The organism is Pseudomonas panipatensis (assembly GCF_900099785.1).
Classification (GTDB): domain Bacteria; phylum Pseudomonadota; class Gammaproteobacteria; order Pseudomonadales; family Pseudomonadaceae; genus Pseudomonas; species Pseudomonas panipatensis.
The window spans coordinates 54,792-70,368 of the sequence record NZ_FNDS01000018.1 but is presented as its reverse complement, the minus strand read 5'-3'; the positions used below and the strand labels follow the sequence as shown (position 1 = coordinate 70,368).

At 68.7% G+C, this 15,577-nt stretch carries 15 protein-coding genes; 6 read left to right on the top strand and 9 right to left on the bottom strand.

Features of this window, described 5'->3' with window-relative positions:
* From BLQ74_RS26150 to aptA, 3 genes are all read right to left on the bottom strand, one after another.
* Nucleotides 1-551: aldehyde dehydrogenase family protein (locus tag BLQ74_RS26150; RefSeq protein WP_139199133.1), on the bottom strand; the 551-nt coding region annotated here is incomplete at its 3' end.
* 178 nt (nucleotides 552-729) lie between these two features.
* Nucleotides 730-1,023 (bottom strand): cupin domain-containing protein, encoded by a 294-nt coding sequence (locus BLQ74_RS26145; protein WP_090268324.1) that lies wholly within the window; start codon nucleotides 1,021-1,023, stop codon nucleotides 730-732.
* 1 nt (nucleotide 1,024) lies between these two features.
* Nucleotides 1,025-2,371, bottom strand: a complete 1,347-nt coding sequence (gene aptA, locus BLQ74_RS26140; protein ID WP_090268322.1) for an omega-aminotransferase AptA — start codon at nucleotides 2,369-2,371, stop codon at nucleotides 1,025-1,027.
* Nucleotides 2,372-2,505: 134 nt separating this feature from the next.
* Between aptA and BLQ74_RS26135 the strand changes: the two genes are divergently transcribed.
* The 5 genes from BLQ74_RS26135 to argE all read left to right on the top strand — a co-directional run bounded on the left by BLQ74_RS26135 (nucleotide 2,506) and on the right by argE (nucleotide 7,371).
* Nucleotides 2,506-3,426: a LysR family transcriptional regulator gene (locus BLQ74_RS26135; protein WP_090268320.1), complete on the top strand. Its 921-nt coding sequence runs from the start codon at nucleotides 2,506-2,508 to the stop codon at nucleotides 3,424-3,426.
* A 232-nt stretch (nucleotides 3,427-3,658) separates the two neighbouring features.
* Nucleotides 3,659-5,005, top strand: a complete 1,347-nt coding sequence (locus BLQ74_RS26130) for a flavin-containing monooxygenase (protein ID WP_090268318.1) — start codon at nucleotides 3,659-3,661, stop codon at nucleotides 5,003-5,005.
* Nucleotides 5,006-5,008: 3 nt separating this feature from the next.
* Nucleotides 5,009-5,431, top strand: a complete 423-nt coding sequence (locus tag BLQ74_RS26125; RefSeq protein ID WP_090268316.1) for a RidA family protein — start codon at nucleotides 5,009-5,011, stop codon at nucleotides 5,429-5,431.
* Nucleotides 5,432-5,440: 9 nt separating this feature from the next.
* Nucleotides 5,441-6,115, top strand: a complete 675-nt coding sequence (locus tag BLQ74_RS26120; protein ID WP_090268314.1) for a DUF1028 domain-containing protein — start codon at nucleotides 5,441-5,443, stop codon at nucleotides 6,113-6,115.
* A 104-nt stretch (nucleotides 6,116-6,219) separates the two neighbouring features.
* Nucleotides 6,220-7,371 carry an acetylornithine deacetylase gene (argE, locus tag BLQ74_RS26115; protein ID WP_090268311.1) on the top strand — a complete coding sequence of 384 codons (1,152 nt, stop codon included), beginning with the start codon at nucleotides 6,220-6,222 and terminating at the stop codon, nucleotides 7,369-7,371.
* A gap of 123 nt (nucleotides 7,372-7,494) precedes the next feature.
* Here argE and BLQ74_RS26110 read toward each other — a convergent pair whose 3' ends face one another.
* From BLQ74_RS26110 to BLQ74_RS26085, 6 genes are all read right to left on the bottom strand, one after another.
* Complete coding sequence (locus BLQ74_RS26110; RefSeq protein WP_090268309.1) at nucleotides 7,495-8,847, bottom strand: 8-oxoguanine deaminase; 1,353 nt, start codon at nucleotides 8,845-8,847, stop codon at nucleotides 7,495-7,497.
* Between the two features lie 126 nt (nucleotides 8,848-8,973).
* Nucleotides 8,974-9,657 (bottom strand): SDR family oxidoreductase, encoded by a 684-nt coding sequence (locus tag BLQ74_RS26105; protein ID WP_090268307.1) that lies wholly within the window; start codon nucleotides 9,655-9,657, stop codon nucleotides 8,974-8,976.
* Nucleotides 9,658-9,714: 57 nt separating this feature from the next.
* Entirely contained in the window at nucleotides 9,715-10,518 is an 804-nt protein-coding gene (locus tag BLQ74_RS26100; protein WP_090268305.1) for an ABC transporter permease, read from the bottom strand.
* Entirely contained in the window at nucleotides 10,515-11,138 is a 624-nt protein-coding gene (locus BLQ74_RS26095) for an ABC transporter ATP-binding protein (protein ID WP_090268303.1), read from the bottom strand. The genes BLQ74_RS26100 and BLQ74_RS26095 overlap by 4 nt, the downstream gene beginning before the upstream one ends.
* Nucleotides 11,139-11,347: 209 nt before the next feature.
* Nucleotides 11,348-12,655: an MFS transporter gene (locus tag BLQ74_RS26090; RefSeq protein ID WP_090268301.1), complete on the bottom strand. Its 1,308-nt coding sequence runs from the start codon at nucleotides 12,653-12,655 to the stop codon at nucleotides 11,348-11,350.
* A 268-nt stretch (nucleotides 12,656-12,923) separates the two neighbouring features.
* Nucleotides 12,924-13,721 (bottom strand): AraC family transcriptional regulator, encoded by a 798-nt coding sequence (locus tag BLQ74_RS26085; RefSeq protein WP_090268334.1) that lies wholly within the window; start codon nucleotides 13,719-13,721, stop codon nucleotides 12,924-12,926.
* A gap of 77 nt (nucleotides 13,722-13,798) precedes the next feature.
* Between BLQ74_RS26085 and BLQ74_RS26080 the strand changes: the two genes are divergently transcribed.
* Nucleotides 13,799-15,415: a gamma-glutamyltransferase family protein gene (locus BLQ74_RS26080; RefSeq protein WP_090268299.1), complete on the top strand. Its 1,617-nt coding sequence runs from the start codon at nucleotides 13,799-13,801 to the stop codon at nucleotides 15,413-15,415.
* Nucleotides 15,416-15,577: the final 162 nt, after the last annotated feature.

Sequence of the window (15,577 nt, the reverse complement as noted above, 5' to 3'; positions counted from 1 at the left end):
ATCAGCAGGGTGGAGCTGGGGTCGCGCTCGGACGGCTTGAGGACGAAGGTGTTGCCGCAGGCGATGGCCAGCGGGTACATCCACAGCGGGACCATGGCCGGGAAGTTGAACGGGGTGATGCCGGCGACCACGCCGATCGGCTGGAAGTCGCTCCAGGCGTCGATGTTCGGGCCGACGTTGCGGCTGTATTCGCCCTTGAGGATTTCCGGGGCGGCGGTGGCGTATTCGACGTTCTCGATGCCGCGCTTCAGCTCGCCGGCGGCGTCTTCGAGGGTCTTGCCGTGTTCTTCGCTGATCAGTTTGACGATGCGTTCTTCGTTGGCTTCGAGCAGTTGCTTGAAGCGGAACAGCACCTGGGCGCGCTTGGCCGCCGGGGTGTTGCGCCAGGCCGGGAAGGCGGCCTTGGCGGCGTCGATGGCCTGCTGCACGGTTTCCCGGCTGGCCAGCGGCACCTTGTGGATGGCGGCGCCGGTGGACGGGTTGTAGACGTCGGCGCTGCGGCCGCTGTCGGCGATCAGCTCGCCGCCGATCAGGTGCTTGATGGTGCTCATGGTCTGTCTCTTCTCGCTGAAAGTGTCGGGCGGGGGCTGTGCGAGCCCCGCTCTCCCTGACCCACCCGCGCGGGCACGGGTGGGGATTTGTTCGCTCTGTCGGCCGGGCCGCGGAGCCCGCCGGGAACCGCACTCTATGTCGAGTCTCCCGGCAGCGCCTACGCGCGGACCCGCACGCTCAGGGTTGTTTGAGTTCGATCTCGATGAACGCCACCTCGTGCTCGCACGGGTTGATCACGTTGTGCTCGGTGCCGATCTGCCGGGTGTAGCTCTGCCCCAGCACCAAGGGTGCGCGACGCTCGCCGTCGGGGGTTTCCAGCAGCAGTTCGCCGCCGCTCACCGGGACCACCACGTACTCCATGCCGTGGCGGTGCCAGCCAGTCTCGGCACCGGGGGCGAAGCGCCACTCGGTGACCAGGACCTTGTCGTTGTCGATCTGCACCGTCGCCACGGCCTTGGGGCGTTCAGCCATCTCAGGCGACTCCGTTGATGGCTTCGCCGACGGCGTCGAACAGGCGATCGAGGTCGGCCGGCTTGGCGTTGAAGGTCGGGCCGAACTGCAGGGTGTCGCCGCCGAAGCGCACGTAGAAGCCTTCTTTCCACAGCTTCATGCTGGCCTCGAACGGCCGCACGATGGCGTCGCCGTCGCGCGCGGCGATCTGGATGGCGCCGGCCAGGCCGCAGTTGCGGATGTCGATGACGTGCTTCGCGCCCTGGATGCCGTGCAGGGCCTTGGCGAAGTGCGGCGCCAGCTCCAGGGACTGCTGGATGAGGTTTTCCTTCTCCAGCAGGTCCAGCGCGGCGATGCCGGCGGCGCAGGCGACCGGGTGTGCCGAGTAGGTGTAGCCGTGGCCGAATTCCACCGCGTATTCCGGCAGGTTCTGGCCCATGAAGGTGTCGTAGATTTCGCTGCTGGCGATCACCGCGCCCATGGGTACGGCGCCGTTGGTGACCTGTTTGGCGACGTTCATGATGTCCGGGGTCACGCCGAAGAATTCGGCGCCGGTGGCCTTGCCCATGCGGCCGAAGGCGGTGATGACTTCGTCGAAGATCAGCAGGATGTTGTGCTGGTCGCAGATTTCCCGCAGGCGCTGCAGGTAGCCCTTGGGCGGCACGATGACGCCGGCCGAACCGGACATCGGCTCGACGATGACGGCGGCGATGTTGGAGGCGTCGTGCAGTTCGATCAGCTTGAGCAGTTCGTTGGCCAGCTCGACGCCGCCGGTCTCGGCCATGCCCTGGGTGAAGGCCATGCCCGGCTGCAGGGTGTGCGGCAGGTGGTCGACGTCCATCAGCGGACCGAACATCTTGCGGTTGCCGCCGATGCCGCCGAGGCTGGTGCCGGCGACGTTGACGCCGTGGTAGCCGCGGGCGCGGCCGATCAGCTTGGTCTTCTGCGCCTGGCCTTTGATGCGCCAGTAGGCGCGGGCCATCTTGATCGCGGTGTCGGCGCACTCGGAGCCCGAGCCGGTGAAGAACACATGGTTGAGGTTGCCGGGGGTGAGCTGGGCGATCTTGTCGGCCAGGCGGAAGGACAGCGGGTGGCCGTACTGGAAGCCCGGGGAGTAGTCGAGGGTGCCGATCTGCTTGGCGACCGCGTCGGCGATTTCCTTGCGCGAGTGGCCGGCGCCGCAGGTCCACAGGCCGGAGAGGCTGTCGTAGATCTTGCGGCCCTTGTCATCGGTCAGCCAGCTGCCTTCGGCGGCGACGATGATGCGCGGGTCCTTGTGGAAGTTGCGGTTGGCGCTGAAGGGCATCCAGTGGGCCTTCAGGTTGAGATCGGCGGTCACCGACGGGGCGACGTTCACGGGCTGGTTCATCGACTGTTCCTCAGCTGTTCTTGTGGGGGCCCGCAAGGCACGTGCCCCTGGGCGATGGGGGCAAGATTGAGCCTGACTTAAGGTGAGTTAAAGCTTATTCTTCTTACGTTCAGTTTCGATTTGGTAAAACAATAATGGCCAAGCCAAGAAGCCCTTCCCTGGGCCAGGTGAGCGACTTCGAAATCCGCTTGCTGCGCATCTTCAAGACCATAGTCGAATGCGGCAGTTTCTCCGCCGCCGAGAGCACCCTGGGCATCAGCCGTTCGGCCATCAGCCTGCACATGAGCGACCTGGAAAAGCGCCTGGGCATGCGCCTGTGCCAGCGCGGCCGCGCCGGTTTCGCGCTGACCGACGAGGGCCGCGAGGTGTACCGCGCCACCCAGTCGCTGCTGGCGGCGCTGGAGGGGTTCCGCGCCGAGGTCAACGAGCTGCACCAGCACCTGCGCGGCGAGTTGAACATCGGCATCATCAATAACCTGGTGACCCTGCCGCAGATGCGCATCACCCACGCCCTGCGCGCGCTCAAGGCGAGCGGGCCGGGGGTGCGCATCAACATCGGCATGACCACCCCGAGCGAAATCGAGCTGGGCGTGCTCGACGGCCGCCTGCACGTCGGCGTGGTGCCGCTGATCAGCCCGCTCTCGGGGCTGGAGTATTCGGCGCTGTACGACGAGCGCTCGCTGCTGTTCTGCAGCCGCGAACACCCGCTGTTCGCGCGCGACGACGCCGGCATCGGGGTCGATGAAATCCGCGCCAGCGATGCCGTGGCGCCGAGCTACCGCCTGCCCGCCGAAGCCCAGGAGCGCCACCAGGAGCTGAACAGCAACGCTGGCGCCTCGGACCGCGAGGGCCTGGCCTTCCTGATCCTCACCGGCAGCTACATCGGCTACCTGCCCGACCACTACGCCGCCGACTGGGTCGCCCAGGGGCGCATGCGCGCGCTGCTGCCGGAGCGCTTCCACTACGACATCCCGCTGACCGTGGTCACGCGCAAGGGGCGGCGGCCGAACCTGGTGCTGGAGCGCTTCCTCGACGCAGTGGCCGAAAGCCGCTAGCGACCCGCGCCCGGCCCTGACCGCGGGGCGGATAGCGCCCCCGGCGTTATCCGCCGCAATCCCCGAACGCCGCCCTCGCCGCTCGACGGCGGGGCGGACAGCTTTTCCCTAGCCAGCGACTACAAAAAACATAATTTCGCTAATCCCCGGCTCTGAACAGAATGCGGCCAACACGTCGCACCGATTGCCGCGATGGCAGAACAACAATGATCAGAGTCCGAGGAGTCCAGCCATGACCGACCTGAATCGAACCGCCTTTCAGAAGTCCGACAGGCCCCTAGAAAACCTGGAGATCGATACCCTGGTCGTGGGTGCCGGACAGGCCGGCGTGGCCATGAGCGAGCACCTGACCAACCAGGGCGTGCCGCACATCGTGCTGGAGAAGAGCCGCATCGCCGAAGCCTGGCGCAGCGGCCGCTGGGATTCGCTGGTGGCCAACGGCCCGGCCTGGCACGACCGTTTCCCGAACCTGGAATTCCCGGTCGGCCCGGACGAGTTCCCGGCCAAGGAGCAGGTGGCGGACTACTTCGTCACCTACGCCAAGCGGTTCAACGCGCCGATTCGCACCGGCGTGGAAGTGAAGAAGGTGACCCGCAACCTCGGCCGTCCCGGCTTCACCGTGGAAACCTCCGAGGGCACGCTCCAGGCCCTGCGCGTGGTTTCCGCCACCGGCCCGTTCCAGCGCCCGGTGATCCCGGCCATCGCGCCGAAGGATGCCAGCATCCAGCAGATCCACTCGGCCCAGTACTACAACCCGCAGCAGTTGCCCGAAGGCGCCGTGCTGGTGGTGGGCGCCGGTTCCTCCGGCGTGCAGATCGCCGACGAGCTGAACCGCGCGGGCAAGCGGGTGTTCCTCTCGGTGGGCGCCCATGACCGCCCGCCGCGCTCCTATCGCAACCGCGACTTCGTCTGGTGGCTGGGCGTGCTCGGCCTGTGGGACGCCGAGGAAGTGCAGCCGGGCCGCGAGCACGTGACCATCGCCGTGAGCGGCGCGCGGGGCGGCGAGACCATCGATTTCCGCCGCCTGGCCAACGAGGGCATCACCCTGGTCGGCCTGACCAAGGCTTTCGCCGACGGCAAGGTGAGCTTCCAGGATGACCTGGTGAAGAACCTGCAACTGGGCGACGAGAACTACCTCGGCCTGCTCGACGCCGCCGACGCCTACATCGAGCGCAACGGCCTGGACCTGCCGGAGGAGCCGGACGCGCGCAAGGTCTTCCCGGACGCCGAGTGCATCCGCCAGCCGATCCTCGAACTGGACCTGGCCGCGGCGGGCATCACCTCGATCATCTGGGCCACCGGCTACGCCGTGGACTTCGACTGGCTGCAGGTCGATGCCTTCGATGACAAGGGCAAGCCCAAGCACCAGCGTGGCGTGTCCCGCGAGCCGGGCGTGTACTTCGTCGGGCTGCCGTGGCTGTCGCGCCGGGGTTCCTCGTTCATCTGGGGCGTGTGGCACGACGCCAAGCACGTCGCCGACCACATCGCCACGCAGCGCAAGTACGTCGAATACCAGGACGCCTCGCAGCGCGAGGCCTCCAGCCAAACGCCCGTCCAAAAAGCCGCTTCCTGGGAGTAACCGATGCCTACCCACACCCGCATCCGCATGTTCAACACCAAGGACACCTACCCGAACCAGTCCCTGGACAATGACCTCTGCCAGGCCGTGCGCGCCGGCAACACCGTGTACGTGCGCGGCCAGGTCGGCACCGACTTCGAGGGCAACCTGGTCGGCCTCGGCGACCCGCGTGCCCAGGCCGAGCAGGCCATGAAGAACGTCAAGCAACTGCTGGAAGAAGCCGGCAGCGACCTCTCGCACATCGTCAAGACCACCACCTACCTGATCGACCCGCGCTATCGCGAGCCGGTCTACCAGGAAGTCGGCAAGTGGCTGAAGGGCGTGTTCCCGATCTCCACCGGCCTGGTGGTCTCGGCCCTCGGCCAACCGCAGTGGCTGATGGAGATCGACGTGATCGCGGTCATTCCCGACGACTGGAACCGCTAAGGAGTTGCCATGACCTTCTCCATCGTCGGCCGCTGCGCCGAAACCGGGCAGCTCGGTGTCGCCATCAGTTCCTCCAGCATCGCCGTCGGTGCGCGCTGTCCCTGGCTGCGCGCCGGGGTCGGCGCGGTGGCCACGCAGAATGTCACCCTGCCGGCGCTGGGCCCGCAAATCCTCGACCACCTGGAAGCCGGCCTGGCGCCACGGGTGGCGCTGGACCGCGCGCTGACCAGCAATGGCTACAGCGAATATCGCCAGGTCACGGTGATCGACCAGCACGGCCAGGTGGCACTGTTCAGCGGCAGCGAGGCGCTCGGCGTGCACCATGCGCTGGCTGGCGAGAACTGCGTGGCGGCCGGCAATCTGCTGTCCTCGCCGGCGGTGATCGAAGCCATGACCGCCGCCTTCGCCAGCGCCCCGGGCTGCCTGGCCGAGCGCCTGCTGGCGGCGATGCAGGCGGCGATGGCCGCCGGTGGCGAAGCCGGGCCGGTGCATTCGGCGGCGCTGCGGGTGGTCGGCGACCTGGTCTGGCCGATCGTCGACCTGCGCGTCGACTGGGCCGAGGAAGACCCCATCGGCGCGCTGGAGACACTCTGGGTAGCCTACAAGCCGCAGATGCAGGACTACATCACCCGCGCCCTCGACCCGACCAAGGCGCCGAGCTACGGCGTACCGGGCGACGAGTAAGCGCGTCACCGCACTTGCAGGATGGGTGGAGCGCAGCGATACCCATCGATGCCAAACGATGGGTATCGCCGCGTCGCGGCTAACCCATCCTACGGAGTTCCAGCATGCCCTCCAGCCGTGACATCCTCGCCCAGCTGATCGCCTTCGACACCGTCAGCCGCAACCCCAACCTGGCGCTGATCGAGTACATCCGCGACTACCTGGCCGACCTCGGCGTGGACAGCGAGCTGTTCTTCGACGACGCCGGGCGCAAGGCCAACCTTTTCGCTACCCTCGGCCCGCGCGAGCGCGGCGGCGTGTGCCTGTCCGGGCATACCGACGTGGTGCCGGTGGATGGCCAGGCCTGGACGGTTCCGCCGTTCGCGCTGACCGAAAAGGATGGCCGCCTGTACGGACGCGGCAGTGCCGACATGAAGGGCTACATCGCCTGCGTGCTGGCCGCCGTGCCGGCCTTCCTCGCGCAGCCACTGCGCCTGCCGCTGCACCTGGCGTTCTCCTACGACGAGGAAGTCGGCTGCCTCGGCGTGCGCTCGCTGCTCGCCGCGCTGGAACAGCGCGCGCACAAACCGCTCGTCTGCATCATCGGCGAACCCACCGAGCTGAAGCCGGTGCTCGGGCACAAGGGCAAGCTGGCCATGCGCTGCCAGGTGCACGGCGCGGCCTGCCATTCGGCCTATGCGCCGCAGGGGGTGAACGCCATCGAATACGCGGCGAAGCTGATCGGCCGCCTCGGCGAGATCGGCGCGCGCCTGGCCGATCCGGCGCGCCATGACCGGCGCTTCGACCCGCCCTACTCCACGGTGCAGACCGGGGTGATCAGCGGCGGCCGCGCGCTGAACATCGTCCCGGCCGAATGCCAGTTCGACTTCGAGGTCCGCGCCCTGCCCAGCGACGATCCGCAGCAAGTCGCCGACGCCCTGCGCGACTACGCCGAAACCGAGCTGCTGCCGCAGATGCGCGCGGTGCAGGGCGGCACCGACATCCGCTTCACCCCGCTCTCGGCCTACCCGGCGCTGGCCACCGACCCGCACAGCCAGGCCGCCGAATTGCTCGCGCTGCTCAGCGGCAGCAACGACTTCGCCACCGTGGCCTACGGCACCGAGGGCGGGCTGTTCGACCAGGCCGGCATCCCCACCGTGGTCTGCGGCCCCGGCAGCATGGACCAGGGCCACAAGCCGGACGAGTTCGTCAGCATCGAGCAACTCGACGCCTGCGACGCCATGCTGCTGCGCTTGCGGGAGTGGATGAAGGCCTGAGCCCGCGACGCCCTGCCGGTCATCCCCGTGGGATGGCAGGAGCGAAGCGATGCCCCTGCCGTTGGCAAGGGACGCAGGGCGAATGACCGCACACGGTCATTCGCCCCAAGAAAGCCCCCGGCCTCAGCCGATCAGCTTGCGCGCGGCCTGGGTGTGCGCGGCGATCAGCGCCTTGAGGTCGAGCCCTTCGACCGCACCGTCGATCACCCGCCAACTGCCACCGATCATCACCCGGTCGGCCTTGTCGGCGCCGCACAGCAGCAGGGCCGAGAGCGGGTCGTGGCTGCCGGAGAAGCGCAGTTCGTCGAGCTTGAACAGCGCCAGGTCGGCCTGTTTGCCCGGCGCCAGCTCGCCAATGTCGCTACGTCCGAGCAGCTTGGCCGAGCCCTTGGTGGCCCAGCCCAGGGTCAGCGCCGGAGTGACGCGCTCGGCGCCATAGCGCAGGCGTTGCAGGTACAGGGCCTGGCGCGCTTCGAGGATCATGTTCGAGGCGTCGTTGGAGGCCGAGCCGTCCACCCCCAGCCCCACCGGCGCGCCGGCCGCTTCCAGGGCCAGGGTCGGGCAGATGCCAGAGGCCAGGCGCATGTTCGAGCTGGGGCAGTGGCAGATGCCGGTGCCGGCCTTACCGAGGCGCTGGATTTCCTCGTCGTTGAAATGGATGCCGTGGGCCAGCCAGGTGCGTGGGCCGAGCCAGCCGACGCTGTCGAGGTAATCGACCGTGCGCAGGCCGAAGCGCTGCAGGCAGAAGGCTTCCTCGTCGAGGGTCTCGGCCAGGTGGGTGTGCAGGCGCACGTCGTAGCGCTCCGCCAGGTCGGCGCTGGCGCGCATGATTTCCGGGGTCACCGAGAACGGCGAACAGGGCGCCAGGGCGATCTGCACCAGCGCGCCGTCGCCGCGCTGGTGGTAGTCGCGGATCAGCCGCTGGCTGTCGTCGAGGATGGTTTCGGCGCGCTGCACGGTCTGCTGCGGCGGCAGGCCACCATCGGCCTCGCCGAGGCTCATCGAACCGCGGGTGAGCATGGCGCGCATGCCCAGTTCGGCGACCACCCCGGCCTGCACGTCGATGGCCTGCGCCAGGCCATCGGGGAACAGATAGTGGTGGTCGGCGGCGGTGGTGCAGCCGGAGAGCAGCAGTTCGGCCAGGGCGACCTTGGTGGCCAGCGCCAGCTGCAGCGGCGTCAGCCGCGCCCACACCGGGTAGAGGGTCTTCAGCCAGGGGAACAGCGGCTGGTTGACCACCGGCGCCCAGGCGCGGGTGAGGGTCTGGTAGAAGTGGTGGTGGGTGTTGATCAGGCCGGGCAGCAGCACGTGCTGGCTGGCGTCGAAGACCTGTTCGCAGGGCCGCGATGGCGACTGGCCGGCGCCGAGCAGTTCGACGATGCGGCCGTCCTGCACGACCAGGCCGCCACGGGCATCGAGGCGGTTGGCGGTGAAGATGGCGAGGGGGTTCTGCAACCAGAGACGCGGGGCAGGCATGGGGGAAATCCTCCGGATAGCGGAGCCGCCGCCCGAGGCGAGCCGGCTCCTCGATGTTGAAGAAGCCAGCTCAGTGTTCACCCTGTCTGCTGATCCAGGTGTCTGCCGCGGCAGACGCCGGAAATACTACCAGTCGAGCGCCATGCCCTGGTAGTCGAGGTAGAACTGCCCGCCGCGCCCGGCATGCCTTTCGACCTGATCGACGAGCCCGGCGACGCTGGTTTCCACGTCCAGCGGCGCGGCCTCGCCGCCCATGTCGGTGCGCACCCAGCCGGGGTGCAGGTTGAGCACGGTGAGGCCGGTTTCGCCGAGGTCGGCGACGAAGCTGCGGGTCAGCGAGTTGAGCGCCGCCTTGCTCGCCCGGTACAGGGCCATGCCTCCGGTCAGGTTGCCGGCGACGCTGCCCAGCTCCGAGGTCATGAAGGCCAGCACGCCGCGCTGCGCATCCAGGCGCGGCAGCAGGCGTTCGGCCAGGCGCAATGGCGCCACGGCATTGACCATGAACAGCGCGCCGACCTCTTCCAGGCTGGCGTCGAGCGGCGACTGGTGCGCCGGGCCGTAGACACCGGCATTGATGAAGATGAGATCGAAGCGCTGCCCGGCGAGCGCTTCGGCGAGGCGGTCCTGGGAAGCGGCGTCGTCCAGCACCAGCGCCTCGACGCGCACCGGCAGGCCGGCCAGCTCGCCGGCGTGGGCCGGGTCGCGCACGCTGGCGCTGACCGCCCAGCCGCGCGCCAGCAACTCGCGCACCAGGCCCAGGCCGAGGCCGCGCGAGGCACCGATGATCAGGGCGGATTTCGCAGAGGTCATGGCAATGGCTCCAAGCAAAGACAAGCCCGCAGCATAGTCCAGCGCCCGCCGCCTGGCTCAGCGTTGCGGCGCGCGCAGGCGGTCCAGGCGCAGGCGGTCGCGGCTATCGGTGAGCCGCCAGACCGTCAGGTACACCGCGCCCAGCGCGGCGAGGAAGCCGGCGGCGGCGAGCAGGAACATCAGCAGGATCTGGTAGCGCGCGGCGTCGAGCGGGTCCATGCCGGCGAGGATCTGGCCGGTCATGATCCCCGGCAGGGTGATGATGCCGGCGGCGGCCATCTGGTTCAGCGTCGGCAGCAGACCGTTGTACAGCGCGCTGCGGATCACCCCGCGCAGGGCACGGTGGCGATCGACGCCGAGGGCCAGTTGCGCCTCGATGGCGGCGCGCTCGCGCTGCAGGCTGGCGAATACCAGGTTGAGCGCCAGGCTGGCGGCATTCATCGCCGTGCCGAGAATGATGCCGACCAGCGGGATGGCGTGGCGCGCGTCGTACCAGGGCTGCGGGCGCAGGCTGCCGGCCAGGGCGAACAGCGCGATGCCGAGGGTGGCGAGCGCGACGCTGCCGCCGCCGATGCCGTAGTGCCAGAAACCGGCCAGCCGGCGTTTCTGCCGCGAGCCCACCTCGAAGGCCGCCGCGCCGAGCATGGCCGCGACCACCAGGGCGGTCAGCCAGGGCGAGGACAGGGCGAACACCTGGCGCAGGAAGAAGCCGACCAGCGCCAATTGCAGCACCAGGCGCAGCGAGGCCACCAGCAGGGTGCGTTGCAGGCCCAGGCGCAGGGCGAAGGACAGGGCCGCCGCCGCGACGATCAGCAACGCCGCCAGGGTCAGCTCCGGCAGGCTGAGAACCACCGGGTTCATGCCGACACCTCGCGCAGCCCGTCGGCGCTCATGCGTAACTGGCAATCGCCCAGGCGCGCGGCCTGGGCCGGGTCATGGCTGACCAGCAGCAGCCCCATGCCCTCGCCTTTCAGGCGTTGCAGCAGGGCTTCGACCTGGTCGCGGCTGTGCGGATCGAGGGCCGCGGTGGGTTCGTCCAACAGCAGGAAGCGCGGCCGCTGCAGCACCGCGCGAAGCAGCGCCAGGCGCTGCCGCTCGCCGCTGGACAGGCGCGCCACCGGGGCATCGAGCAGCGCCGGCGCGAGACTCACCGCCGGCAGCAAGGCACGCGCCGCCTCGACATCGGCGAAGTGCTCGGCGACGCCATCGGCCCACCAGCCGGACTCGGCCGCCACATAGGTCACCAACCGGCGCCAGGCACTGGCCGGCATGCTCTCGCGGGAAACACCGGCGAGGCTCACCTCGCCCTGGTTCGGATCGAGGTCGGCGAGCATGCGCAGCAGCAGGCTCTTGCCGATGCCCGACGGGCCGCTGAGCACGGTACAGCGAGCGGGTTGCAGATCGAGGTCGAAAGGCCCGCTGAGGGCACCGCGCAACTGGCGGACACGCAGCGGACCGACGGGAATGTCAGGGTGGTTCATAAGGAGGGTTCGCCGAATGGATGCCGGCGAGGATAGCAAGGGAGGGGGTGGCGTAGGCGTGAAATGGGGGCGTTGCGCGATCCACATGGGGTCGTGAAAGAGCGCCCGCTCCCCGGGGCCGTCCGGCACAGCCGGAAGGCCCGAGGTCATCCTCACCCATTGCCGCGAACGGTTATCCGCCCTGCGTCACTGGGGGCCGCCCGGCCCGATCAGTCAGTGGTGATCTTCGAGTGCTTCTGGGTGTCCTTCATGAACACATAGACCAGCAGCGAACAGGCGATGCAGCCGGTGACGTACCAATAGAAGCCGCTTTCCATGCCGATGCTCTTGAACCACAGGGCCAGGTACTCGGCGGTGCCGCCGAAGATCGACACGGTCAGGGCATAGGGCAGGCCGACGCCCAGGGCACGGATCTCGGTGGGGAACAGCTCGGCCTTCACCACGGCGTTGATCGAGGTGTAGCCGCTGACGATGACCAGCGCGGCCATGATCAGGAAGAACGCGCCCCACCAGCTGGTGACCGTGTGCAGGGTGCTGAGGATCGGGTAGGTGAACAGCGTGCCGAGGACACCGAAGGCGATCAGGATCGGACGCCGGCCAATCTTGTCGGAGAGGGCGCCGACGATGGGTTGCAGCAGCATGAAGAGGAACAGGCTGGCGGCCGAGATCATGGTCGAGTCGCCCTTGCTCATGCCCACGCTGTTGACCAGGTATTTCTGCATGTAGGTGGTGTAGGTGTAGAAGGCCAGGGTGCCGCCCATGGTCAGGCCGACCACGGTGAGGACCTCGCGGGGGTGGCGCATCAGCGCGCGCAGCAGGCTTTCCTTGGGCTCTTCTTTCTTCTTGCTGAAGGACTCGGTTTCTTCCATGCCACGCCGCAGGAACATGGCCACCACCGCGCACAGCGCGCCGATGAAGAAGGGCACGCGCCAGCCCCAGCTTTCCAGTTGTTCGGTGTTCAACGTCTGTTGCAGCACGATCAGCACCGCCAGGGCGATGAGCTGGCCGGAAATCAGGGTCACGTACTGGAAGCTGGAATAGAAGCCGCGCTGTTCCTTGTTGGCCATTTCGCTGAGGTAGGTGGCCGAGGTGCCGTATTCGCCACCGACCGACAGGCCCTGCAGCAGGCGGGCGAGCACCAGCAGGACGGGCGCGGCGACGCCGATGGATTCATAGCTGGGGGTCAGGGCGATGATCAGCGAGCCGAAGCACATCAGCAGCACCGAGGCCAGCAGCGCGGCCTTGCGGCCCTTGCGGTCGGCGTAGAGGCCCATCAGCCAGCCGCCGATCGGGCGCATCAGGAAGCCCACGGCGAAGATCGCGGCGGTGTTGAGCAATTGGGCGGTCATGTCGCCCTGGGGGAAGAAGGCTTTGGCGAAGTACAGGGAGAAGGCGGCGTAGACGTACCAGTCGTACCACTCGACCAGGTTGCCCACCGAGCCGCTGAAGATCGACTTGATCCGCTGGGAGGTGCTGCGAGGGGCGGCCGACGCGGCAATGGCGCTTGCGCTGTCCATGGGGTGTTCCTCTTGTCGTTGTTGTCGTGGGGCGCGCTGGTCAAGGCGCAGCACGCCGGCGCACCGCGAGGGCGGCGCAGTGCCCAGGGCGATAGCAGGCACCGTGCCAAGGGCGCAAAGCCGCGCGGCGCAAGGGCTGGAGGATTTTCCGGGGGAACCCGGCAGGCGCTTGGCTGCCGATTGGCGGGGGCGATGAGCGGAATTCCGCCGACGCATCGGCCGCCAGGGCGCATGACGCCAGCGGGACTGGCGGGTGCGAGCGGCGACCTCAGCGCTGTTTGAACAGCTCGCCGGGGGTGAAGCCGAACAGCCCCTTGAAGGCGGCGATATAGGCCGAGGTGGAGTCGTAGCCGCAGTCCAGCGCCGCGGCGGTGACGCTGGCGCCGGATTCGAGGATGCTCAGCGACGCCAACAGACGCTGGCGCTGGCGCCAGAGGCGGAAGCTCATGCCGGTCTCGCGCTGGAACAGCCGCGACAGGGTCTTCTCCGAGGTGCCCAGGCGTTGCGCCCAGTCGCCGAGAGTGAGGGTGGCGGTGGGTTGTTCGATCAACCCCTGGCACAGCTGCAACAGGCGCGGCTCCCGGGGCATCGGCAGGGAAAAGGCCACTTCCGGCAGGGTTCGCAACTGGTCGAGCAGCACCTGCACCAGGCGCTCTTCGGGCGTGTCGCCCTGTGGATAATCCACCGGCAGTTCGCAGAAGCCCTTGATCAGCTCGCGCGCCAGCGGCGTCACCGCCAGCACCCGGCAGCGCGGCGGAGCCCAGGCGCAGGCGTCCTCGCGCACATAGAGACTGCGCATCTCGGCCTGGGTCGAGGTCACCACCTCGTGTTCGAGGTAGGCGGGAATCCAGATCGCCCGCTGCGGCGGGGCGAAGAAGCTGCCCTCGGCGGTGTGCACGCCGAGCACGCCGCTAATGGCGTAGGACAACTGCACCCAGGCGTGGTGGTGGCGGCAGGTCCAGGAGCCGGCGCGCAGGCGTTCGGCGCGCGCGTAGACCGGGCGCGGCAGGCGTTCCAGCGCCGGGATCAGGCGTTGCAGTTCGGGGAGCTGTCCGTTCATCGCGATGGATTGGCGTTGTGTCGCTAGTCGACGGAGTCTGGCAGGGCTACCCTGCCGCCTCAAGCCGTCACCGGAGGTCGTCCATGCTCAGCTTCTCCGCCCAGGAATACCCCTACCCGTCGCAGCGTTCGCTGGTCTATGCCCGCCGTGGCATGGTCGCCACCTCGCAGCCGCTGGCGGCGCAGGCGGGCCTGGACATCCTCAAGCGTGGCGGCAACGCCATCGACGCGGCGATCGCCACGGCGGCGGCGCTGACGGTGGTCGAGCCGACCGGCTGCGGCATCGGCGGCGACGCCTTCGCCCTGGTCTGGACCCAGGGCCGCCTGCACGGTCTGGACGCCAGCGGCCAGGCGCCGCGGGCGCTGAACATCGAGGCAGTGCGCGGCGCCGGGCACAGCCGCATGCCGCTGCACGGCTGGACGCCGGTGACGGTGCCGGGCTGCCCGGCGGGCTGGGCCGAGCTGTCGCGGCGCTTCGGCCGCCTGCCCTTCGCCGAGCTGCTGGCGCCGGCCATCGAGCTGGCGCGCGACGGTTTCCCGCTGTCGCCGGTGATCGCCTCGCTCTGGCAGAGCGGGCTGGACAAGTTCCGCGCGGCGCTGCCCGAACACCCGGAGCTGCACGCCTGGTTCGCCGAGTTCCTCATCGACGGCCGCGCCCCGCGCGCCGGCGAACTCTTCAGCAACCCGGCCCAGGCCGACACCTTACAGGCGCTGGCCGAGAGCCAGTGCGAGAGCTTCTATCGCGGCGCCCTGGCACGGCGCATCGCCGCCCACGCCGAGAGCGGCGGCGGCTACCTGCGCGAGGACGACCTGGCCGGCTACCAGCCACGCTGGGTCGAACCGATCTCGCTGAACTACCGTGGCTACGATGTCTGGGAAATCCCACCCAGCGGCCAGGGCCTGGTGGCGCTGATGGCGCTGAACATCCTCAAGGGCTTCGATTTCAGCGAGCGCGACAGCCCGGACACCTGGCACCGCCAGCTGGAGGCGATGAAGCTGGCCTACGCCGATGGCCGCGCCTATATCGGCCAGCCCGATTGCATGCGCGTCAGCGTCGCCGACCTGCTCAGCGACGAGTACGCCGCGCGCCGCCGCGCGCTGATCGGCGAGCGCGCCCTGGAGCCGCAGCCCGGCAAGCCCAGGGCCGGCGGCACCGTGTACCTGGCGACGGCGGACGGCGAAGGCAACATGGTTTCCTTCATCCAGAGCAACTACCACGGCTTCGGCTCCGGCGTGGTGGTGCCGGGCACCGGCATCGCCCTGCAGAACCGTGGCGCCGAGTTCAGCCTCGACCCACAGCACGTCAACTGCCTGCAGCCGGGCAAGAAGACCTTCCACACCATCATCCCCGGCTTCCTCAGCCAGGGCGGCGTGGCGCTCGGCCCCTTCGGCGTGATGGGCGCCTACATGCAGCCGCAGGGGCATGTGCAGATGGTGATGAACCTGGTGGACTTCGGCCTCAACCCACAGGCCGCGCTGGACGCCCCACGCTGGCAGTGGCTGGGCGACAAGCGCATCGGCATCGAACACGGCGCGCCACGCAGCCTGGCGGCGGTGCTGACGCGGCGCGGCCACCACGTCGAGGTAGCCCACGACCTGAGCAGCTACGGGCGCGGCCAGATCATCCTGCGCGATACCGCCAGCGGCGTGCTCTGCGGCGGCACCGAACCGCGCACCGACGCGCAGATCGCCGCCTGGTAGGCGAGCCGCCCGGCCGGCGGGGATGCCTGACGCGCGCGGCTCTGGCATCATCCGCGCCCGGAACGCGCGGGCAGCCCCGCGACGGAGCCGCCGAGCCGCCCTGTGTAGAAAGGTCACAGGCGTTTTGTATACATAATTCATGTTGATTCAATTCACTACATT

Coding starts and splice junctions, on each gene's coding strand:
- BLQ74_RS26095 (WP_090268303.1), bottom strand. CDS start 11,138: ATGAACCACCCTGACATTCCCGTCGGTCCGCTGCGTGTCCGCCAGTTG.
- BLQ74_RS26105 (WP_090268307.1), bottom strand. CDS start 9,657: ATGACCTCTGCGAAATCCGCCCTGATCATCGGTGCCTCGCGCGGCCTC.
- BLQ74_RS26100 (WP_090268305.1), bottom strand. CDS start 10,518: ATGAACCCGGTGGTTCTCAGCCTGCCGGAGCTGACCCTGGCGGCGTTG.
- aptA (WP_090268322.1), bottom strand. CDS start 2,371: ATGAACCAGCCCGTGAACGTCGCCCCGTCGGTGACCGCCGATCTCAAC.
- BLQ74_RS26135 (WP_090268320.1), top strand. CDS start 2,506: ATGGCCAAGCCAAGAAGCCCTTCCCTGGGCCAGGTGAGCGACTTCGAA.
- BLQ74_RS26090 (WP_090268301.1), bottom strand. CDS start 12,655: ATGGACAGCGCAAGCGCCATTGCCGCGTCGGCCGCCCCTCGCAGCACC.
- BLQ74_RS26080 (WP_090268299.1), top strand. CDS start 13,799: ATGCTCAGCTTCTCCGCCCAGGAATACCCCTACCCGTCGCAGCGTTCG.
- BLQ74_RS26145 (WP_090268324.1), bottom strand. CDS start 1,023: ATGGCTGAACGCCCCAAGGCCGTGGCGACGGTGCAGATCGACAACGAC.
- BLQ74_RS26125 (WP_090268316.1), top strand. CDS start 5,009: ATGCCTACCCACACCCGCATCCGCATGTTCAACACCAAGGACACCTAC.
- BLQ74_RS26120 (WP_090268314.1), top strand. CDS start 5,441: ATGACCTTCTCCATCGTCGGCCGCTGCGCCGAAACCGGGCAGCTCGGT.
- BLQ74_RS26130 (WP_090268318.1), top strand. CDS start 3,659: ATGACCGACCTGAATCGAACCGCCTTTCAGAAGTCCGACAGGCCCCTA.
- argE (WP_090268311.1), top strand. CDS start 6,220: ATGCCCTCCAGCCGTGACATCCTCGCCCAGCTGATCGCCTTCGACACC.
- BLQ74_RS26110 (WP_090268309.1), bottom strand. CDS start 8,847: ATGCCTGCCCCGCGTCTCTGGTTGCAGAACCCCCTCGCCATCTTCACC.